Annotated in this window: 21 protein-coding genes; 10 read left to right on the top strand and 11 right to left on the bottom strand. The window is 24.1% G+C overall.

Annotation, left to right across the window (positions count from 1 at the left end; genetic code table 4):
• Nucleotides 1–3: 3 nt before the first annotated feature.
• The 3 genes from uvrB to EXC47_RS00325 form a co-directional block, all read right to left on the bottom strand.
• Nucleotides 4–1,992, bottom strand: a complete 1,989-nt coding sequence (gene uvrB / locus EXC47_RS00335; protein ID WP_129646029.1) for an excinuclease ABC subunit UvrB — start codon at nucleotides 1,990–1,992, stop codon at nucleotides 4–6.
• Between the two features lie 124 nt (nucleotides 1,993–2,116).
• On the bottom strand, nucleotides 2,117–3,493 hold the full coding sequence (locus EXC47_RS00330) for a dihydrolipoyl dehydrogenase (RefSeq protein WP_129646027.1): 1,377 nt from the start codon (nucleotides 3,491–3,493) through the stop codon (nucleotides 2,117–2,119).
• A gap of 156 nt (nucleotides 3,494–3,649) precedes the next feature.
• Nucleotides 3,650–5,479, bottom strand: a complete 1,830-nt coding sequence (locus tag EXC47_RS00325; RefSeq protein ID WP_129646025.1) for a hypothetical protein — start codon at nucleotides 5,477–5,479, stop codon at nucleotides 3,650–3,652.
• A 186-nt stretch (nucleotides 5,480–5,665) separates the two neighbouring features.
• Between EXC47_RS00325 and EXC47_RS00320 the strand changes: the two genes are divergently transcribed.
• The 10 genes from EXC47_RS00320 to EXC47_RS00275 all read left to right on the top strand — a co-directional run bounded on the left by EXC47_RS00320 (nucleotide 5,666) and on the right by EXC47_RS00275 (nucleotide 13,805).
• Nucleotides 5,666–6,106, top strand: a complete 441-nt coding sequence (locus EXC47_RS00320; protein WP_129646023.1) for an ATP synthase subunit I — start codon at nucleotides 5,666–5,668, stop codon at nucleotides 6,104–6,106.
• 17 nt (nucleotides 6,107–6,123) lie between these two features.
• Nucleotides 6,124–6,924 carry a F0F1 ATP synthase subunit A gene (locus EXC47_RS00315; RefSeq protein ID WP_129646021.1) on the top strand — a complete coding sequence of 267 codons (801 nt, stop codon included), beginning with the start codon at nucleotides 6,124–6,126 and terminating at the stop codon, nucleotides 6,922–6,924.
• 18 nt (nucleotides 6,925–6,942) lie between these two features.
• Nucleotides 6,943–7,176, top strand: coding sequence for an ATP synthase F0 subunit C (gene atpE, locus EXC47_RS00310; protein ID WP_129646019.1), 234 nt, complete (start codon nucleotides 6,943–6,945; stop codon nucleotides 7,174–7,176).
• Between the two features lie 2 nt (nucleotides 7,177–7,178).
• Complete coding sequence (atpF, locus tag EXC47_RS00305; protein WP_129646017.1) at nucleotides 7,179–7,742, top strand: F0F1 ATP synthase subunit B; 564 nt, start codon at nucleotides 7,179–7,181, stop codon at nucleotides 7,740–7,742.
• Between the two features lies 1 nt (nucleotide 7,743).
• Nucleotides 7,744–8,307 carry an ATP synthase F1 subunit delta gene (atpH, locus tag EXC47_RS00300; RefSeq protein ID WP_129646015.1) on the top strand — a complete coding sequence of 188 codons (564 nt, stop codon included), beginning with the start codon at nucleotides 7,744–7,746 and terminating at the stop codon, nucleotides 8,305–8,307.
• Nucleotides 8,300–9,889, top strand: a complete 1,590-nt coding sequence (gene atpA / locus EXC47_RS00295) for a F0F1 ATP synthase subunit alpha (RefSeq protein ID WP_129646013.1) — start codon at nucleotides 8,300–8,302, stop codon at nucleotides 9,887–9,889. The genes atpH and atpA overlap by 8 nt, the downstream gene beginning before the upstream one ends.
• A gap of 12 nt (nucleotides 9,890–9,901) precedes the next feature.
• A complete protein-coding gene (gene atpG / locus EXC47_RS00290; RefSeq protein ID WP_129646011.1) occupies nucleotides 9,902–10,768 on the top strand; it encodes an ATP synthase F1 subunit gamma in 867 nt (288 codons plus the stop codon).
• Between the two features lie 38 nt (nucleotides 10,769–10,806).
• Nucleotides 10,807–12,246 (top strand): F0F1 ATP synthase subunit beta, encoded by a 1,440-nt coding sequence (gene atpD / locus EXC47_RS00285; protein ID WP_129646009.1) that lies wholly within the window; start codon nucleotides 10,807–10,809, stop codon nucleotides 12,244–12,246.
• Nucleotides 12,247–12,270: 24 nt separating this feature from the next.
• On the top strand, nucleotides 12,271–12,687 hold the full coding sequence (locus tag EXC47_RS00280) for a F0F1 ATP synthase subunit epsilon (protein WP_129646006.1): 417 nt from the start codon (nucleotides 12,271–12,273) through the stop codon (nucleotides 12,685–12,687).
• Between the two features lie 122 nt (nucleotides 12,688–12,809).
• Nucleotides 12,810–13,805, top strand: coding sequence for a hypothetical protein (locus tag EXC47_RS00275; protein WP_129646004.1), 996 nt, complete (start codon nucleotides 12,810–12,812; stop codon nucleotides 13,803–13,805).
• 29 nt (nucleotides 13,806–13,834) lie between these two features.
• Here the strand turns inward: EXC47_RS00275 and EXC47_RS00270 are convergent, their stop codons facing one another.
• The 8 genes from EXC47_RS00270 to EXC47_RS00235 all read right to left on the bottom strand — a co-directional run bounded on the left by EXC47_RS00270 (nucleotide 13,835) and on the right by EXC47_RS00235 (nucleotide 21,827).
• Nucleotides 13,835–15,481 (bottom strand): ABC transporter permease subunit, encoded by a 1,647-nt coding sequence (locus tag EXC47_RS00270; protein ID WP_129646002.1) that lies wholly within the window; start codon nucleotides 15,479–15,481, stop codon nucleotides 13,835–13,837.
• The gene (locus EXC47_RS00265; protein WP_129646000.1) at nucleotides 15,465–16,226 is read right to left on the bottom strand and encodes an ATP-binding cassette domain-containing protein; all 762 of its coding nucleotides are present in this window, start codon (nucleotides 16,224–16,226) and stop codon (nucleotides 15,465–15,467) included. The genes EXC47_RS00270 and EXC47_RS00265 overlap by 17 nt, the downstream gene beginning before the upstream one ends.
• Nucleotides 16,226–17,380 (bottom strand): ABC transporter thiamine pyrophosphate-binding lipoprotein p37/Cypl, encoded by a 1,155-nt coding sequence (gene cypl, locus EXC47_RS00260; protein WP_129645998.1) that lies wholly within the window; start codon nucleotides 17,378–17,380, stop codon nucleotides 16,226–16,228. The genes EXC47_RS00265 and cypl overlap by 1 nt, the downstream gene beginning before the upstream one ends.
• 214 nt (nucleotides 17,381–17,594) lie before the next feature.
• Nucleotides 17,595–18,491 carry an energy-coupling factor transporter transmembrane component T family protein gene (locus EXC47_RS00255; protein ID WP_129645996.1) on the bottom strand — a complete coding sequence of 299 codons (897 nt, stop codon included), beginning with the start codon at nucleotides 18,489–18,491 and terminating at the stop codon, nucleotides 17,595–17,597.
• Nucleotides 18,484–19,416, bottom strand: a complete 933-nt coding sequence (locus EXC47_RS00250) for an energy-coupling factor transporter ATPase (protein ID WP_129645994.1) — start codon at nucleotides 19,414–19,416, stop codon at nucleotides 18,484–18,486. Before EXC47_RS00250 ends, EXC47_RS00255 begins: the two co-directional genes overlap by 8 nt.
• Nucleotides 19,407–20,204 carry an energy-coupling factor transporter ATPase gene (locus EXC47_RS00245; RefSeq protein ID WP_129645992.1) on the bottom strand — a complete coding sequence of 266 codons (798 nt, stop codon included), beginning with the start codon at nucleotides 20,202–20,204 and terminating at the stop codon, nucleotides 19,407–19,409. Before EXC47_RS00245 ends, EXC47_RS00250 begins: the two co-directional genes overlap by 10 nt.
• Before the next feature lie 247 nt (nucleotides 20,205–20,451).
• A complete protein-coding gene (rplQ, locus tag EXC47_RS00240; RefSeq protein WP_129645990.1) occupies nucleotides 20,452–20,817 on the bottom strand; it encodes a 50S ribosomal protein L17 in 366 nt (121 codons plus the stop codon).
• Nucleotides 20,817–21,827 carry a DNA-directed RNA polymerase subunit alpha gene (locus EXC47_RS00235; RefSeq protein WP_129645987.1) on the bottom strand — a complete coding sequence of 337 codons (1,011 nt, stop codon included), beginning with the start codon at nucleotides 21,825–21,827 and terminating at the stop codon, nucleotides 20,817–20,819. The genes rplQ and EXC47_RS00235 overlap by 1 nt, the downstream gene beginning before the upstream one ends.
• Nucleotides 21,828–21,832 lie beyond the last annotated feature (5 nt).

The following is a 21,832-nucleotide window of genomic DNA, read 5'->3' as shown; positions in this document are numbered from 1 at the left end:
TATTTAATTCTCCTTTTGTAATTCTAAAATAATATCTCTTAATTCTATTGCTCTTTCATAGTCCAATTCTTTTGAAGCTTGTTCCATTTGTTTTCTTAAATTTTTAATTAACTCTTCTCTAGAAGGTTGACCAGAAGATGTTTTTTTAGTAGTATTTTTAAAATAAAAATCAATAGATCCTTCTATGCCTGATCCTTGAATTGGTTCAGGTATAGGCTTTATTATTGTTTTAGGAATAATATTGTTTATTTTATTGTATTCTTCTTGAATTTTTCTAATTTCAGTATTTTGATCGATTGTTTCTTGCATGCTTTTAGACATTTTATCAGCATAAAAGATTACTTTTCCATTTTCGTTTCTTGCTGCACGTCCAGCTATTTGAATTAAACTTCTTGTACTTCTAAAGAAACTTTCTTGATCAGCATCTAAAACTATTATTAAACTAACTTCTGGTAAATCTATTCCTTCTCTTAACAAATTGATACCAATAACGCAGTCATATACGCCTTTTCGTAATTTTCTTAGTATTTGATTTCTTTCAAATGTGCTATGTTCAGAATGAATATAAGCAATTTTTTCGTTTTTTTCTAAAAAGTAGCGCGTTAATTCTTCTGCAAATCTTTTTGTTGTTGTTAATATTAAAGTTCTTTCATTTTTTTCTTTTTGCTTTTGAAGTTCATCATATATATTTTCAACTTGATTTTCTTTTTTTCTTACTTCTATTATAGGATTTAATAACCCTGTTGGTCTTACAAATAAATTTGTTACAACACCATGAGTTTTGTCCAATTCAAATTCATCAGGGGTTGCACTAATGTAAATTGTTTGAAAATCAAATTCTTTTTCAAACTCTTCAAAACGTAAAGGTCTATTTTCTAGTGCGCTTGGTAATCTAAAGCCATAATCAACCAAAGTTTTTTTTCTTGAATTATCACCTTTAAACATTGCCTTTAATTGTGGGATCATCATATGAGATTCGTCAATAAACAATATTGGTTTTTTATCCATAAAATAGTCTAATAATGTATATGGTCTTTGATCAAAATCTCTTTCATCAAGATACATAGAATAATTTTCTATTCCAGAACAAACTCCAAATTCTTCTAAAGAATCTATATCTCTTTCCGTTTTTTCTTTTATTCTTTGTGCTTCTAATAATTTATTATTATCTTCAAAATATTTAATTCTTTCTCTTAATTCAATTCTAGCTAATTCACAAGTTTTTTTAATTATATCGACATTTACTGTATATGCATCACCAGGATATATAATAATTTTTTTATGGTTTTCAATTACTTCTTTTGTTACTGGATGACAAATTTTTATACCATCGATTTCATCATCAAAAAATTCCACTCTAATTATAAAACTGTCATCGTAAGCAGGTCTTATATATATTAAATCACCTTTTGAACTAAAAGAACCTAAAACTAATTCAGTGTCATTTCTTGTATAATTTCTTCTTATTAAATTTTTAAAAAAATCATTTCTTTTTATAGTCATTCCAACTTCTATTTCATAAAAATTTTCTAAATATTCTTTTGGATTTAAAGCGCCATAAATAGCACTAACAGAAGCGACAACTATTGTATCATTTCTTGTTAACAAGGAGTTTACAGTGCTCATTCTCATAGCATCTAAATCAATATTTGTTTTGCTTGTTTTATCTATATATGAGTCACTTTCAGGTATATAAGCTTCTGGTCTATAATAATCAAAATAAGAAACAAAATATTCAACTTTATTTTCTGGAAAAAAAGCCTTTAATTCACTATAAAGCTGACTAGCTAATGTTTTATTATGACTTAAAACTAAAACAGGTCTATCAAATTCTTTTATAACATTTGCAATTGTAAATGTTTTACCACTTCCTGTAACTCCTTTTAAAACTTGATATTTTTCATTATTTTTTATTCCATTAACTATTTCTTTTATAGCCTTTGGTTGATCACCTGATGGATTATAATTTGATACTAATTTATATATTGACATAGTTATAAAATTATATTATTTTATTTTAATAAAATAAAAAAATGAATAAAATGACTAAAAGTACTATAAAAAAAGACAATTATAAAAATAAAAAGTTAGTAAAAACTAACCTTTATTTTTATCGTTATTTTTTAGAAAAAGTATATCCTCTTGATCCATAATAAACAGCTTCTGAAATAGTAGGGTGAGTGAAAGGGTGTTCTTGTAACTGTGTAAATGTAATATCTTTAGACATTGCTAAAGCTAATTCATTAATAATTAAATGAGATCCTTCAACAAACATAAATGCACCTAATAATTTATCTGTTTTTTTATCAACTAACATTTTTATAAAACCTGTTTTTTTATCTAAATTATCAGCATGAGCTCTTGGTAATGCAGCTGTAGGTACATTAACAACTGCGTAATCAACATTTTTATCTTTTAATTCTTGCTCTGTGTATCCAACTCCTGAAAATTCTGGATTTAAATAAACTGATCAAGGAATTAATTTTGGATTTACAACTTCTTTAAGAGCTTCTTTATTTAAAATTCTTTTTGCTATAACATCACCTGATTTATAAGCAAAAGTTGAAAGCATCATAATACCAGTAACATCTCCTAATGCATAAACATTTTGAATACTTGTCTCCATATATTGATTAACTTTTACTGAACCATTTGGATTTAATTCTAAATTTAATTTTTTAAATGATTCAGTATTAGCAACTCTACCAACAGCTGATAAAATATATGAACTTACAATTTCTTTAATTTCATCACCTTGTTTTATTATTAAAGCATTATCATTAATTTCTTGGATTTTAGCATTTTCAATTATCTCAATGTTTCTATCTAATATATACTCTTTAACTTTTGTTTGTAAATCAATATCAAAATTAGACATAAATTTATTGGCTTCAACAATTGTAACTTTTGTTCCAAATGTTGAATAAAAATAAGCAAACTCTAATGCAACAGGACCAGAACCTATTATTGTAAGTGAATCCGGTTTTTTAGATAATGACATTGCATCAGTAGAATTTATAAGAATACCATTATCTTTTGCTTCTTTAAAACCTTTTATATCTAATTCTCTGCTTCTAGCTCCAGTAGCTAAAACCAAAATATCAGTATTTATTTTTTCACCATTAACAATTAATGTGTTTTTATCAATAACCTCGCCTTCACCAAATAAAATTTCAACTCCTGCATCAATTATTGAATTTTTAATAGCTCCATTTAAAAGATTTTTATTATTAATTCTTCTTTCTTGAATTGCTTGAAAATTAAAATCATTTTTTTCAGAAATTAATCCATATTCTTTTGCACTTTTAATATTTTCAAACACTTTTGCGCTCTTAATTAAAGTTTTTGTTGATATACATCCTTCATTAACACATGTACCACCAAAATGTTTTTTTTCAATAAGCGCAACTTTTTTACCATTTGAAGATAAAATATTTGCTAAGCTATAACCACCAGGGCCAGCCCCTAAAACAACAATATCAAATTTTTTCATTTTTTCCTCGTTTTTTATTATAAGTTCGAACGAAAATTATTATATACAAAAAAATAGATAAAAAATTAAAAAGTTAAAAAAATGAATAAAAAACATTAAAAAAATAACTTTTTAAATTTTTCTAAATAAAAAAATCTGAAATTTCAGATAATTTTATTAGTCTAATGGCAACAATGACGAAACATTTTTAGTAATTATTATTTCATTGGCATTCATACTATTTGTTTCAGTGCCAGATAAAATGCCAATTTTAATATTTAATTCTAATTCAAGATAAACTCTTGTTTTGTTAGTTTGTTCAAAATATCTTATTTCTATATTATGAATTTTTAAGAACTCTATTTCTAATCTGCTAATAGAAAAAAATAAATCACCATTTTCAGAAGTTAAAAAATTTGTCCCGTTTTGTGTATCTATTGAATTAAATAAGTCCTCTGATCCAAAGTATAAATTAAATCTAGAACTTTTATTAATTCTTGACTCATTTTTTTCATTTATTCCTAAATCTACGATTGGTATCCATAAATTTTCATCTTGAAAATAACCTACATATTTTATTAAATCAGAACCTTCAATTTTAAAATTTTGTTTATCATTTGAATTGTCATATGAACTTTTTATGTTTTTTGCTAATTTTGTAATATCCTTATATTCATGATTAAATTGAATAAAAATATTATTTAATAATAACTCATTTGTTATTTTCTTAAAACCAGTAATTACTAATTTTCTTTCTTCAATTGATTTAATCTCTTCATAACTATCTGAATCAGCAACTTTAACAACAAAATATATTATAACTTCACCTTTAATATCATTTGGTATTACATTGATTACTTTTACCTTTAATTTTTCATTTTTAAAATTATCTCAACCCTGCTCGAATTCATAAAAATTTGCTAAAAATTCATTTGTTAACTTGAAATCAGACCACAATTTTGATGCATAAGTGTTTTTTGAAATAAAAGATAAATCTTCATAAATAATAATTTTATTATTTAAAACATAATTTAAATATTCATAATCATTAAAGCTTAAATTAATTTCAAAAAAAGAATTTCTTGTTATATTATAAAAATCTTCTTTTTGAATTCCATTTTCATAAAAAATATTTTTTATATTTAAATTTAAATTAATTTTTTTATTAGATTTACCGTTTAAAAAACTTAAATCGTTAATTATTAATTTATTTTCACTCTGCATTTTTTTAATATCAAAAGTTTTATTATCATAATTTGAAAACTTTAATTCACTAAAAAAATTAAGAAAATCTTTGTTTTTATATGCTTCTAAATTATCTATATTAATTTTGTTTTCAAAGATATAATCATAATCAATTAGATATTTTATTGATTGAAGTGAAGTGTTTAATTTTTTAGATCCAGAAAAATTAACAATTAAATCGTAAAAATCTTCATTTTTATATTTGCCTGAAAATTTTATTGATAATTCACCTGTCATATCATTTAAATTAAAAATAGAAAATTGTTTTATTTCTAAATCAGCGTTATTTTTAATGGAAATTAAATCAGCGTTTTCGCTAGGTAAATTTTCATTAGAAAAATTAAATAATTCAAAAATCTGAAACATTTTATCTATTTCTATTCCGTTTTTAGAACCACCTTTTAAAATATCTTTTTTATTATCAAAAATTACATTGTTTGAAATTCTATTAAATTCTTTTGTATAAATCTTAGATTCATAATTATTTTTTATATCAATTAATGAATAATTAATTTTAACGCTGTTTTCGCTAATTTTTTCTATAGAAATTAAATTAAATACATAATTATCTATTTTTGTTATTTTATAACTTTCAATTTTTAAAGCTTCTTCAATATTTTTATTTTCTAACAATTCAATTTTTAAATTTTTAGCTTTATTTTCTACATCACTATTTTCTTTATTAGTTGATAAATTTGAACAAGATACCATTAAAAATGGCAAAGTTGAAATCGGTATTATTATTTTTTTATTTATTTTCATTTTTATCCTTTAATTTAATTAATAGTATTTATTTTAACAAAAAAATAATTTAATAAATATCTTAAAAAACTTTAATTTATAATAAAAATTAAAAATATATGATATTTTTTCAAAAAAAATATTTTTTCTTTATATAAAGTATTAAAATACTTGTATGTTATAAATAACATATTGAAGAAGGACAAAATGAATTTTAATAAAGAAAAAATAACAATCACTATCTTTTTTATAGTTCAATTTGTAATTTCAGTTTTATTACTATGCTTTTACAAATTGGTAAATTTTTCTTTATTTTTAGGGTTTTTAATCGGAAGTTCTATTTCATATTTAAATTATTTTATTTCTGATTATATAAGCTTATTTTTTATAACAAAAACTAAAAGAACTGCTAGTTTTATTAGTTTTTGTGGTTTTTTATTTAGAATGGTTATTATTTGTTCAATCATAATTCTTATCATTTATATAAATAAATACAACCTTTTAAATAAAAAAAACCTTTTTAATAAAAATATTAAATTAGCTTACTCAATGTATCCAATTAATATAATTTCATTTTTATTTGGTACAGAAATTTATAAAATATCTATTTTTCTTTCTTCAATTACAAAAAAGAAAATTAATAAATAGAAAGGAGGGGACAGAATTTGAAAAAAATTACTAGTGCTTTATGAGAATGAAATCAACCACAATTATTTTCATTAATTATAGTTGTATTAATTTGTTTTATTCTTTCTTTAACAACTTATATTTTGATAAAGAAAGAATCAAAACCAAATAAAGCGCCTCACGGTTTATTGTTTGTTATGGAAGGCTATATAAATTATATTGATGCTAACTTTGATGAAAATACAGAAGGTAAATTACCTAAGGCAAGATTTTATATATTTGGAATTTCTACATTTTTATTTATAGGGTTACTAATTAGTATGTTAGGTTTAGAACCTATTGTTACAAGTTATTCTGTAGCTTTTGTTGCTGCTTTTGTTACATGATTAGGAATATACATAACTGCATTTATATACCAAAAATGAAGATTTTTAAAAAGATACATGAACCCAATAGAACTTATAGGACAATATGCTCCTTTAATAAGTCTTAGTTTTCGTATTTTTGGAAATGTTATAGGTGGGGCTTCAATAATATTTTTAGTTTATTTTATAGCAGGACTTGCATGAAGTAAAATTTTAGGTCAAGATTTTAATACAGCTTATTTTGCTGAAAACCCTTTAAATCAACCATGACCATTATTTGCGCCAATAGTAACTCCATTTTTACATATGTATTTTGATATATTTAGTGCATACATACAAACTCTTGTATTCTGTGCTCTTACAACTGTTTATTGAGCTAATGAAGTTGAAATAACAGCTTATAAGAAGAAAAATAAAGAAAATTCACAAGAATTAAATACACAAAAAATAACTTTAAATGAAAACGTATATTAATTTAAGGAGAGAAAAAATATGACAGATAAAGGTTTAATTGCTATAGGTATCGGTTTAGCTATGGTAGCTGGTGCCGGTGTTGGATTAGGACAAGGTATTGCTGCTGGAAAAGCTGCTGAAGCTGTTGGTCGTAATCCAGAAGCTGCAGGTAAAATTCGTACAATGATGCTTGTAGGTCAAGCTGTTTCAGAATCTTCTGCAATTTATTCATTGTTAATCGCTATCTTATTAATGTTTGTATTTGGCAATTAATTATGCAAAATATTACAAAATTTTTAATTGAAGCAACTAATGAACAAGGTAAACCTAACGCATTAAGTGATTCATTAAAAGATAAATTTGAAAAATTATTTCCATCAATTCCAATGATGATTGCTACTTTAATAGCATTAACTTTGGTTATTATTATTTTATGATTTTTATTATATAAGCCATTAAAAAAATCAATTAAAGAAAGACAAGATTATATTCAATCAAATATTAACGATGCTGAAAGTAATAATAATTTAAGTAAAACTAAGTTAGAAGAAGCTAATCAAAGATTAGCAAAAGCTTATGAAGATGCAAATAACATAGTTAAAGAAGCAAAAATTCATGGTGAAAGTGTTATTGCAAGTTATACTGAAAAAGCAAAAATAGAGTCAAAAAGAATAAAAGAAAAAGCTCGTTTAGAAATAAAAGCTGAACATGATGCTTTATTAGCTGAATCAAAAGATAATATTGTTAAAGCTGCTATTGAAATCAGCAGAAAAATAATAAAAAAAGATGTTTCAGAAGACTCTCAAAATGAAATTATAGATAACTTTTTAAATTCATAATATGTTTACAAAAGCAAAAGCAGACAGCTATGCTTTAGCACTTTTCGAATTAATTAACGAAAACAATGAAATTAATGATTATTATAAATTTTTAGTTGATTTTAATAATGAATTAATTAAAAAAGAAAAAATTCACTTATTTTTTTCTGATTCAAAAATTGAAAAAAATAAGAAAGATGAAATTGTAGATTATTTAACAAATAACTTTAATAATTTAGATTTAAAATATTTTAATTCTTTTTTAAAAATCTTAATTAATCAAGGTAATTCTTATCTTTTGCCAAGAATAATTAAACTTATTATTAACTTTTTTGAAGAAAAATTAAATATAACAATAGCTCATGTTTATAGTGCTTTTAGTATAGACAATGAGAAAGTAGAAAAAATAAAATTAAAACTTGAAAATGATTATAAAACAAAAATAATCATTGAAACTCATATAGACAAAAATATTATTTCTGGTTTTAAAATAGTACTTAAAAATAATGTTATAGAAAATAACATGGAATCAGATTTACAAAAAATAAAAGAAAATTTATTAAATAAAGGAGGTTTAAATGGCTAATCAAATGAGTGAAATTAGTGCAATTATTAAAGATAAAATTAGAAGTTTTGACTCAAAGATTGATTATTCAGAAGTCGGTAATATAGTTACAATAGGTGACTGTATAGCTTTAGTAAGTGGTCTTGATAATGCTAAAAATGGTGAAATAATAAAATTTAAAAATGATATTTATGGCCTTATTTTAAACCTTGAAGAAGAAGTTGCAGGTGTTGCTATTTTTGGCAATGCAGATGAATTAAGCGAGGGCGATCAATGTCAAAGAACTGGTGAAGTTATTTCAATACCAGTTGGTGATGAAATGATAGGTCGTGTTGTAAATGCTCTTGGTGAACCAATAGATGGAAAAGGAAAAATAATAACTAAAAAAAATGGAGAAGTATTTAAAATAGCTCCTGGTGTTATGACACGTAAAGAAGTTAATCAACCTCTTGAAACCGGGATAATTTCTATAGATTCTATGATACCTATTGGTAAAGGTCAACGTGAATTAATTATCGGTGATAGACAAACAGGAAAAACTTCTATTGCAATAGATACTATTATTAATCAAAAAGATAAAAACGTAAAATGTATTTATGTAGCTGTTGGTCAAAAAAATTCTACAGTTGCTCAAATAGTAAAAAAATTACAAGATACAGGCGCTATGGAATATACAACTGTTGTTATAGCAGGTGCTAGTGAACTTTCACCAATGCAATATATAGCTCCATATTCAGGAACAGCAATCGCTGAAGAATGAATGTCAAAAGGCGAAGATGTTTTAATAGTATATGATGATTTATCAAAACATGCTGTTGCATATAGAACTATTTCTCTATTATTAAGAAGACCTCCTGGTCGTGAAGCTTACCCAGGTGATGTTTTCTATCTTCATTCACAACTATTAGAAAGATCAGCTAGAGTAAATAAAGATAATGGTGGTGGTTCTATTACAGCATTGCCAATTATAGAAACACAACAAGGAGATATATCAGCATATATTCCAACAAATGTTATTTCGATAACAGATGGGCAAATATTTACTCGTGAAAATTTATTTAATTCAGGACAAAGACCTGCAGTAGATGTTGGTTATAGTGTTAGTCGTGTAGGTTCAAGTGCGCAAATAAAAGCTATGAAACAAGTTAGCGGATCTTTAAAACTTGAATTAGCACAATATAATGAAATGCTTTCATTTGCTCAATTTGGTTCAGATTTAGATGATTCAACAAAAAATATTTTAAAGCATGGTGCAAAAGTTTATGAAATTTTAAAACAAGAACAATATTCTCCTTTTAATCAAATTACTGAAGTAGCTGTTTTATTAGGTGTTAAGGAAAAAATTATTAATCCTTTACCGCTTGAGCAAGTTAAACAATATAGAAATAATGTTTCACAATTTATTAATAAAACACTTGAAGGAATAAATTTAGTTAAAGAAATAAAAGATAACAACTTTGTTCTCACAGATGAAATTTATAATAAATTAGCTTGAATACTAGTTGATATTGTAAATAAAATTATAACAACAACTCCAGGATATAATCCTGATGATCATTCTCCAATGCCTTCTAAATATAGTATAAAAAATGAAAAAGCATAGAAAATAATAGTTATGTCAAGTATTAATAATATTAAAAATAGAATTACAACTGTAGGGTCAATTAGAAAAATAACACATGCTATGGAATTGGTTAGTTTTTCAAAATTAAAAAAAGCCAAAGCTGAATATGAAGAAGTTTTAAAATATGACCAATTACTTGATGCTATGTTTGACAAAATTTTTAATAATTTATATGCAGATGAATTAAATTATTTTACAAAAGCTAGTAATAGTTCCGAAAATAGCTTATATATAGCTGTTTCTAGTAATTTGGGATTAGCTGGTGGTTATAATTCTAACATAATTAAAGCTACAAAAAATTTAGTAAAAGAAAATGATAAATTAATAGTTATTGGATCATATGGATTAAAAGGTTTAAGTCAAATTTTTAAAAATCAATTAATTCAAACTTTAGAACAAAGTAATAAAAACGCAAATTACCATAAAATGGTAAAGCAAATTGTTAAAATAGCAATGAATCTTTATAAAAGAGGCGAAATTAGCTCTGTAAATATTGTTTATACAAAATATATAAATAATTTAGTTCAAACAGAAATTTGCGAAAAAATATATCCTTTTGATAGTGAAAAAGTTAAAGAATTAGTAGGTAACGGTCCGTCTGACCATAATTTAGAATTTGAGCCAAGTCCTAAAAAGATTTTGCAAGAAGCAATACCTTTATACATTGATAGCAAAATTTATACCGCTATTTTAAATGCTAAAATAAGCGAAGTTGCCTCTAGAAGAATTGCTATGGAAAATGCAACTGATAATGCAGATCAATTAATAGAAAGTTTAAATATTGAATATAATAGAAAAAGACAAAGCAAAATAACCCAAGAAATTATAGAAATTGTTTCGGGTGCAGATGCTGTCTAATTCACAGTATTCCATTTTAATAATAAAAAGGAGGATACATGCCAAATAATAACTTAGAAAATAAAAACATTGGTAAAATTATCCAGATAATGGGTCCAGTTGTTGATGTTCGTTTTAAAAGAGGTGAATTACCTGCATTATTAAATGCTTTAGTAATAAATTATGAAGACAAAGTTTTTACATTAGAAGTAGAACAACACATTGGCGATGATACAGTTAGAACAATTGCTATGGTTTCAACAAATGGTTTGTATAGAGGTCAAGAAGTTATTGACACAGGAAAGCCAATTAGTGTACCTGTAGGTAAACCGGTATTAGGAAGAATGTTTGACGTTTTAGGTAATCCGATAGATCTTATGGAAAAACCAAATAGTCAAATGAATTCTATTCATGCTCCAGCCCCATCATATGAAGATCAAAAGACAGAAAGTGAAATTTTGGAAACTGGTATTAAAGTTATTGACCTACTAATACCATTTGCAAAAGGCGGTAAAATAGGTCTTTTTGGAGGTGCAGGTGTTGGTAAAACAGTGCTAGTTCAAGAATTAATTAATAATATTGCTGTAGGACACGGTGGATTATCTGTTTTTGCTGGTGTAGGTGAAAGAACTCGTGAGGGAAACGATTTATACAACGAAATGAAAGCAGCTGGTGTTTTAGATAAAACTGCCCTTGTTTTCGGTCAAATGAATGAACCTCCTGGGGCACGTATGCGTGTTGCTTTAACAGGATTAACAATGGCTGAATATTTCCGTGATAATGAAAAACAAGATGTTTTATTATTTATAGATAACATATTCCGTTTTGTACAAGCAGGTAGTGAAGTTAGTGCTTTATTAGGTCGTATGCCTAGCGCAGTTGGATATCAACCTACTTTAGCTACTGAAATGGGTCAATTACAAGAAAGAATTACATCAACTAAAAATGGTTCTATAACTTCTGTGCAAGCAGTGTATGTTCCTGCTGATGATTTAACAGATCCAGCTCCAGCTACAACATTTAACCATCTTGACGCTAAAACTGTTTTAGATAGAAATATAGCTGCATTAGGAATATACCCTGCAATAGATCCTTTAGAATCAGCTTCTAGACTTCTTGATCCATTAGTTATTGGACAAGAACATTATGACGTTGCGCAAGGGGTGGTTTCTACACTTCAAAGGTTTAAAGAATTACAAGATATTATAGCAATTTTAGGTATGGGTGAACTTAGCGATGAAGACAAAAAAATAGTTGCTAGAGCTCGTAGAATAAGAAACTTTTTAAGTCAACCTTTTACAGTAGCTGAAAAATTTAGTGGCAAAAAAGGTAAATATGTTAAATTGCCAGATACAATAAGAAGTTTTAAAGCTATTATTGAAGGTAAATACGATAACTTTCCAGAAGAATTATTTTTATATGTAGGATCAATAGATGATGTTGATTCTAACTACAAAAAAATGATAGAAGAAAAAGAAAAACTAAATTATCAAAAATAGTTTTTTTATAGGTTTATAAGTAAAATGAATAAATTTTCAAACTTAAAAATAATAACTCAATATCATAATTTTTACACTGGTAAAATTTCAAACATTTCTTTGTCTACAAAAAGCGGTGGAAGAATAATTATAGAGCCTAATAGAAGTGAATTTCTTTCAACAATTGATATTTGTGAATTGATTATTAATGAATATGAAACAAATAAAAAAATTTTATGTTCAATTAGTGATGGAATTGTATATGCTGATAAATCCGAAATATTAATAGTTACTAATGATATTATTTTTAGTGATCAAATTGATATTGTTAAAGCTCAAAGAGATAAAGAATATGCTTTAAGTCAATTACAAAAACCTCTTAGTGAAAATGAAGAAAAAATGTTTGAAATAAAACTTAAAAAAGTTATTAATAGAATAAATGTTTCGCAAGATAAACAATAATTTAAAGTTATTAAATATTTGTCATAAATATTAATTTGGCAAATATTTTTTTAATTTATAATATATAATATTATTAATTAATATTAAAAGTTATATTTTAATATTTTATAAAAGGAGATTAAATGACATTTTGACAAGGTTATTATAATTTCTCAAGCAAAGCATTATCTGAAATGCCCTCAATGTATGGTGCTGTACATATTTTAGCTTTTGCTCTTTCACTTTTAGTTGTTACAGGTATGGTTTTTACAATTATAACTGCTAAAAGAAGAGGAATTTTAATATTTATAACTGTTATTTGAAGTTTATTATTAATAAATGAAATATTCTTCAAACAACTGCCAGCTATTTCAAATATGAAAGTTAATGACGTAACATATGACTTAAGTAACTTACCAATAAGTATAAATAGCTTAATGTTATATGTTTTACCATTTTACATTTTTATTAGAAATAAAAGATTTGAATATCTTTCATTGCCTCTAATTGCAATTTCATCAATTTTTATAGGCGGGGCGATGCTATTAGTACCATTTAATGGTCTTATTTTACAAAAAGAAATATTATCAAATGTTTATATTTTTATAAATGCTACATTGTTATTAGGATTAGGTGTTTCACTTGTTCTTAATGGAAAAGTTAAATTTAGAGATAGATATACATATGTTAATTATATGCTAGGTATGGGTGCTATTTTATTCATAAGCGCATTAATAAATGTATTTGTTTATTTAGGTACAGAATACGAAGTATACAATAAAGTAGTATTTATGAGTATTTCATTTGTTACTGGTTTTGCACACACACACGCAATATATAACGCATTACCAAACTTAACAATAAGTATAGCAGGATTAGATGCTATATTAAATATATTCTTTGTTGTCGGTCTACTATTTGTCGCTTTATTAGGATACTTAAATATTGTATTATTTAGATTTCTTATTAAAGAATATCATAAACGTATAATTAACAGAAACAACTATAAAAAATCTAATTCACAAGTTGTAAGCGAACAAAATGAAAATGAAGAAAACAATATTGAAAACAAAAAATTAGAAGTTGTTGATTCTTCTTCATATAAAGAAATAGTAGAAAAAAAATACCCTATGGTTTAATAAAAAAACGGATAATTATCCGTTTTTATTTATTTCTTCTTAAAAGTTCTTTTGTCATAAAAAATCTTATAAAAAATATTGATTAACTCTATTAAAATAATAAATATCATTATAACAAAACTTATTGCACTAACTCTACTATCTGCTTCTTCAATTTTTAAATTAGCTACATTGCTTAAAATATAACCTATTCCAATTGTTGATAAAGCTCCAAAGCTTATCATTGATCTAAATACATTCTCAAATCTATAAAAAGCAAAACTTATTATTTCATTTTTTGCATTAGGTAAAATATACTTAAAAAATATTTTAGTTTTTGAAAAATATTTTGTTTTAATCATATTTGATAAACCTACTGAATAAACACTATTTAAACTTTCAATAAAAAACTTAGCCATTGCTCTAGTAGAACTAAAAATCATAACTATTAATATAGGTATTTCAAATCTATTAAAAAACATATTAAATAAAATAAATACTATTACAGAAGGAATTATTCTACAAATTAAAAGAAATAATTTAATCAACAAAATATTATATTTATTACCAATTATATTATTTCCCAAATAAGCTATAAATAAACTTAATAAATATGAAATAAATATAGCAATAGAACTTATTTTTAAAATATCATATACACTAATAAAAAGTTTATAAATATTTTCTTTAATATATATAAAATCTATATCTAAATATTTACCAAAAGTACTATAAAATAAATTAATATTTATATCTTTGTAATTAATTATAAATAAAACAGAAATAGCCAATGATAAATATATAATAGATAATATTCAAAAGTATAAAGTAGGTCTTAAAAATATTCTTTTTGAAAACTTTGTTTTTTTATCTAATGCTTTTTGAAAAAATATAATTTTATTTAAAAAAATTCCTATAAGTTCATTTATCAATAAAGTAATAGTTAGTCAAAGTAATGGAATACCTATATATTTATAATCTAGTGTATTTTTTCCTTGCAAAAAATAACCTAATCCAAATAATCCAGCAGAACTTAATATTGAGGTTCATCTTATATTTGATTCAAATGAATATAAAAATAAAACTATTATTTTGTTTTTATAGCTATTATTTACATTTTTAAAAAATGAAATTCATTTATTTTTTCCTAAAAAAATATTATTTTTAAAAGTATTATAATCACTATTTTCAAATATATCCTCTAAATATTTATGGGCTCATAATCAGGTAAATCAACTTAATACTAATGTAGCTTGTAAAATATCACCAAATCCATTTCTTAATATTTCAAGAACTACAAGAACAGGTATAGATCTTAATATAAGAACAAAAACTTTTATTAAATAAACTAATAATAAATTTTTATGAAAAGTTTTTGAACTTAAAAATGCTGTTAAAATAGCAAATAAAAATCCTATTAACGTTCCTAAAGAAGTATACTGAACTGTTTTTAAAGTAAATTTAAATGTAGTAAAAATATAATTTTCATAATTATTATTTTGTTCAAAAGAAAATATTTTTTTAATTCTTAATAAAAATAAACTCAAACCGTTTGAAGAAAGTTGAAAATTTAAAGTAAAAAATGAATAAGCAACAAATATTAAAAATAAACAAATAAAAATGTATTTAATAATACTAAAAGAAACTTTTTTATAGTAATTTTTATTTTTAAATGAATAATTAATCGTAGAATTCATTTATTTCCTCTTTAGTTAGATTTTTCAAATTTATATTTTCAAAAACCTTTTTATTTTTTATAAAAATAGCTTCATCAATATAATCTAAAGAATTTTCTATATCATGTATTGAACACAAAACAATAGCTTCATTATTTATTGCGTAGTCTTTTAATAATTTAAAAACAAGCTTCGCATTTTTTGTGTCTAAACCTGTTGTAGGTTCATCAGCAAATATTATTTTTTTATTATCCATTAAAAAAATTGCTAATTCAACCTTTCTTCTTTGTCCTCCTGATAATTCTGATACAGGAGTAAAAATTTTATCTTCAATTTCTAAAATATTTAATTTTTCTATAAGATCACTTTTATTTTTTTTAGTTAATATTCTCAATATTTTAAAAAACTTATTTTTAAAAATATTTTCACTTAAAAGTCTTACATTATCATAAACATCGTACGTATTCAATAAATTGTTTTCTTGAAATAAAAAACCTATATTGTTTTTAAATTTATTAAAATTATTTTTTATTATCCTTTTTTGATACTTTGAATTATTATTCACAATAATATCTTCATTATTATATTTTATTTCACCATTTTGTATAAAATCATGATTTAAAATAGATTTTAATAGAGTTGTTTTTCCAGATCCACTTTTACCAAAAAGTCCATAAAAATGCCCTTTTTGTAAAATTAAATTAACATTTTTTAATACAATGTTTTTCTCATAACATATTTCAATATTTTTTAATTCTAATTTCATTAATAACCTAATTTTTTCATTTTTTCTATAATTATATTATCTTCATTTTCAATTGTTTTTTTGTATGCATTAAAACCTAAACTATCACCTATATTATTATTTCCTTTAATATTAGATAATTGTAAAAAAGAATTTTGTATAACATTTAAAACTTCATTGCTTATTGTATTACTTGCTACTCCTAAATTATAAGGCACTGATTCTGTTACTACAAAAATTTCAAATTTATTATTATCTTTTGGAATATATCTTTTCTTAGTATTTTTTGTATAAGCATAAGGAGCTTCATTATCAAAAGCTATATGGAATGTATTATTTGATTTTTCAAAATCAGTTATTTTATAAGCTTTTTGATCAGCGAATTTATCACTATTATCTATTAAATATTGATCCAATTGTTTATTTTTAAACGCTTCTTCAAAATGAGTTTTTAATAGATGTTTAGGTAAAATTCATTTTGAAGAACTATCTTTTGAACCATGAATTATTCCAAAACTCATAAATTTATTAAAATCTTTATTTTTTCAAGCCTCTTTAATTGCATTTCTTGTTGCTTCATCGCCATATAATCAAATTTGACCTCTTTGACTATCAACATAATCATTTGGTTCTGAATATACGTTTTCATAAATATAATTTTTAAATAATAGATCATTATTTCATCTTTCATATGAGCCATTATTAATATTTTCTTCAGACGCTAATCCATTAAAGATATTATTTTGTAATTCAGCTTGTTTAAAAGCATATTCGTTGTTTTCATTTACATGTTTAAATGCTCTAGTTAATGTTCTTAAAAATAATTTAGAACTTAATTTTAGTTCTTCATATCTTAAAAAATAATCTCCTACTGAAAGAAAACCTATAGCATTATTGTTATTTTTTAAAATATTATCAATTAAAACAGAATCTTTATCTGGTGTATTTTCAATTTTAACGGTGATATTAGAATAGTTATTTTTTATTAATTCTGAATTTAAAAATTCTTCCAATTTTTTAATTTCAGTCTTATCACTTTCGCTATTGCCAAAGTACAATGTAATACTTTGTTGTTTCTTTTCATCTTTTAATGTTGAACAACTTGCAGCTATAAATGAAGTAGTTGTTAACATCATCATAGTAGATGTTGTGTTAAATATAAAATTTTTTTTCATAAAAATAAAAAACCTTTCTGGACAGAGAAAGATTAATAGTAATATCAGTTTAATTGATCTTACTACGCAGGTTTCAACCTGATCAGCTCAAAGAGTATTTCTCAATTTGCTATATATGCAAATACCTCTGTCAATTATTTACAATATAATAATATCAAAATAAGATATTTTTTAAAAAAATATCTTGTTAAAACACAAGATATTTAATTTCGTTTTAATAATTAAAGTTAGTTATAATGTATCAATTTGGTAAATTAATAATATTATTATGTAATAAAGCAACATAAACAATTAAACCAATAACAATTAATGATATTATAGCATCTCTTCAAGTTGGAATAATTATTCTATAATGAGTTCTCTTAGCATATGGGTCATAACCTCTTGTTTCCATTGCATTTGATAAATCTTCCGCTTTTGCAAAAGCTGTAACAAAAAGTGGAATAATTAATGTTGTAAATGATTTAATTTTATCTTTTAGTTTACCGTTTTTAAAATCGACACCCCTACTTGATTGTGCTTTCATTATTCTATTTGCTTCGTCTAATAAAGTAGGTATAAAACGAAGAGCAATATAAATTATCATTACAATTATATGAGTTGGTATAAACAATAATTTAAGTGGTAACAATAAATCTTCAAGAGCTTTTGATAATAAAGTTGGTTTAGTTGTATTTACCATTAAGGTAGTAGCCATAATCATAATATAAACTCTTGCCACAAGACCTAATGTTCTAGCAATTATTTCATAAGTAATAAAATATGAACCGCCTAAATGCAACGGCAAAGGATAATATTGTTTAAGTTCTTGATAAGCTTTTGTTAATTTTCCAGCATTATCATACATTTCAACTTTCATAGTATATATATTTACAAAAAATAAAAAGAAACCAATTAATAGAGGCATAATCATTAATTTTAAAAGTGGTTTAATTTTATGAGTTGCAATTATATATAAGACAACTAACGGAATCAATAAAATAGCTATTGTAATAAAGTGTGTCACTATAAAGGCCAATACAATATAAATTATTGTTGATACTATTTTAATACGTGGATCTAATTTATGAACAAAAGTATTATTCATCATATAACGACTATAATTATTCATCTAATCCCCTTTTTTTCTTGTTAGCCATATATTCATTTAAAAAAGCTGCTAATTGCTCTAAATTTGTAACTTTAGGTACATTAATCCCTTTTTCTTCTAATTTTGAAACAAATGCTAATAATTTTGGAGGTTCCATATTATTTTTTTCTAAAAATTCAGTATCTTTTAACGTTTCATATGTTGGTCCGTCTTTAACAATTTTTCCATCTTTAAAAATTAAAATACGTTTAGTCACATCTAATACATTATCTAAATCATGAGTAACTATAATTACAGTTTTTCCTTTTTCATTAAGCTTTTGAAATATTTTTAAAATTTCAACAACTCCAACAGGATCAAGACCAGCTGTTGGTTCATCAGCTATTAATACATCAGGTTCCATAGCTAAAATACCAGCAATAGCTACTCTTCTTTTTTGGCCACCTGAAAGATCAAAAGGAGATTTTTTTAAATAAGATTCATCTAAACCTACTAATTCAAGATATTCCTTAGCTTTTGCAAAAGCTTCTTTTTTTGGTATCCCGAAACTTCTAGGTCCGAAAGCTATATCAGCTTCTATTGTTTCTTCAAAAAGTTGATATTCAGCAAATTGAAAAACTACACCTACTCTTTTTCTAACATCTTTAACTTGTTTGAGTTTCCCGTTTTTTTTGTATCTTGAAACTATATTTTGAATAAATTTTTCTTTTACTTTATTTTTTTTATTCATTTTTTCATCTTGAAAAATTCATTCTACGCTTCCTTGATATGGCAATAATAATGCATTTAGGTGTTCAACAAACGTAGTTTTTCCTGAACCTGTTTGTCCGATAATACCTATAAACTCGCCTTGTTCAATATTACAATTTATATTATCAATAGCTTTATGTTCCAAAGGAGTTTTACGTGCAAAAGTATGCACTAAATCTTTTACTTTTATTTGCATAATTCTTCTATAAACTCCTTTTCATTATAAGTAGGTGTTATACCTTTTATCTTTGAACTTAATTTATATATAAATGGTGAATCAATTTTAGCTAAATCTATTATTTCTTGATTATTTAATATGTCTTTTGGAGAGCCAGAAGCTATTATTTTACCTTTTGAAAAGACTAAACAATAATCAGCTAAAATTGCTTCATCCATATCATGTGTTATTGAAATTAAAGTTTTTTCTTTAGTTTTCTGAACTTCATGTATTATTTCCAAAACTTTTCTTTTTCCTAAAGGATCTAACATTGATGTTACTTCATCAAAAATTATAACTTCAGGATCTAATGCTAAAACACTTGCTATTGCAACTCTTTGTTTTTGCCCACCAGATAAAAATTGTGGGGCTTTATCAAGATATTTATTCATCCCTACATCATTAGAAAGTTTTTCAATAATTGGTTTCATATCTTTTCTTGGTATTTTTTTATTTTCTAAACCAAAAGCAATATCATCTTCAACTGATGCGCCAATAAATTGATTATCTGGGTTTTGGAAAATAATTCCAATTTTTTTTCTAATATCCCTAATAGTTTTTTTACTTATTGTAATATTATCAATTGTAATGGTGCCGCTATTAGGTTTATATAAAGCAACTAATAATTTACTAAAAGTACTTTTCCCAGATCCGTTGTGCCCTAAAATAGCAACATATTTTCCTTTTTCAATATTTAAATTTAATTCATCTATTGCATTGTTTTGACTATTTGGATACTTAAATACTAAATTTTCAACTTTAATCATAATTATAAATTATATATTATATACATTATAATTTGTTAAAAAAATAATGTGTTAGTAGTCTAAAAAATAAATGTTTTTGTAAAAATCATTTTAATATATATCCCTTTTTTATAGGTAAATAAATATTTATTTTTATTATTCATATGTTTTTATATAAAAGTGTAATTAGAGATGTAAATAATAAAAAAAGTCGTAAAATTAAAACGACTTTTATTATTAAATGTATAAAAGGTATAAAATACAGAATTTATTTAACTAATTCAATAATAGCCATAGGTGCGTTATCACCTGAACGTGATACTAATTTGTAGATTCTTGTATAACCACCATTTCTTTTTGCATATGATGGTGCAATTGTTTCAAATAAGTGTTTTAAAACATCTTTATTTTCTTCAACTGTTGTTGGACGTAAGAAACTAGCAACTAAACGACGATTTGCTAATGTAGGGTTTTTTGCCTTTGTAATTAATTTTTCTGCGTGACGACGTAATTCTTTAGCACGTGTTAAAGTTGTTGTTATACGACCATGTGCAAATAATTCACTTACTAATGTTCTCATAACGCCTTTACGTCATTTTGAATCACGACTATAAATTTGTGTTGGGTTAGCCATTATTCATCTCCTTTACTTAAAGAATAACCATTATTTTTTAAAACTTCTTGAATTTCGTCAAGAGATTTCTTACCTAAATTTTTGGTTTGTTCTAATTCTTCTAATGTCATTGCTGCAATTTGACTAATTTTAGTTTTATTAATTTTCTTAAGAGCATTTAATGAACGAACTGATAATCCTAATTGATTAATATCAATGTCATTTTCAGTTGTTTCTTCTTTTTGAATTTTTTCTTCTTCAAATACATTAAGTTTCATATTTTCTACATCACCAATAATTTGGAAATGAGCAATTAAAATTTCTGATGCTTGTTTTAAAGCATCCTTAGGACTTACTGTACCGTCTGTTCTAATTGTAAATTCTAGTTTTTCTTGAATTTTTGGACTTGATGTGTTCATATCAAAAATTTCATATTTTACATTTTCAACAGGTCCAAAATTACTATCTGTAGCTATAAATAAGCCTTTTTGAATTTTTGATTCCATTTTTGATGATACTTGAGGATCTAAAATAAATTTTTTATTTTCTTCGTTTGAAACAAATCCTCTACCTGGTCTTAAAAACATTTCTAAACTTATATTTGATTTTGGATTTAAAGTAGCTATTTCTAAAGTTTTATTAACGATTTCAATATTTGGATTATCAAATTCAAGATGTCTTGAAGTTATTGTTCCAGGTGTATCAGAATTTAAAGAAACTCTAATAATTTCGTCATCTCTTATAAATTCTGGATTATATTGAAATTTAACTTTTCTTAAGTTCATAATTAATTGTGTTACATCTTCTACAATGCCTGGCACTGTTCTGAATTCATGATCAACACCATTAATTTTAATTGCAAACAATGCTAAAGAAGTTATATTAGATAATAATATTCTTCTTAATGAAACTGCTAATGTGTTACCAAACCCTCTTTCAAGAGGACTTAATGTAAAAGTTACTTCATTAGCATTATTATTTACTAAAGAGGTTTTTACTTGTAGATAATCTAATTTAGACATTTTTTCCATAGTAT

Source organism: Mycoplasmopsis maculosa (genome assembly GCF_900660665.1).
Lineage (GTDB): Bacteria > Bacillota_I > Bacilli_A > Mycoplasmatales > Metamycoplasmataceae > Mycoplasmopsis > Mycoplasmopsis maculosa.
The sequence above is the reverse complement of the archived record's forward strand: the minus strand, read 5'-3'. Positions and strand labels throughout refer to the sequence as shown.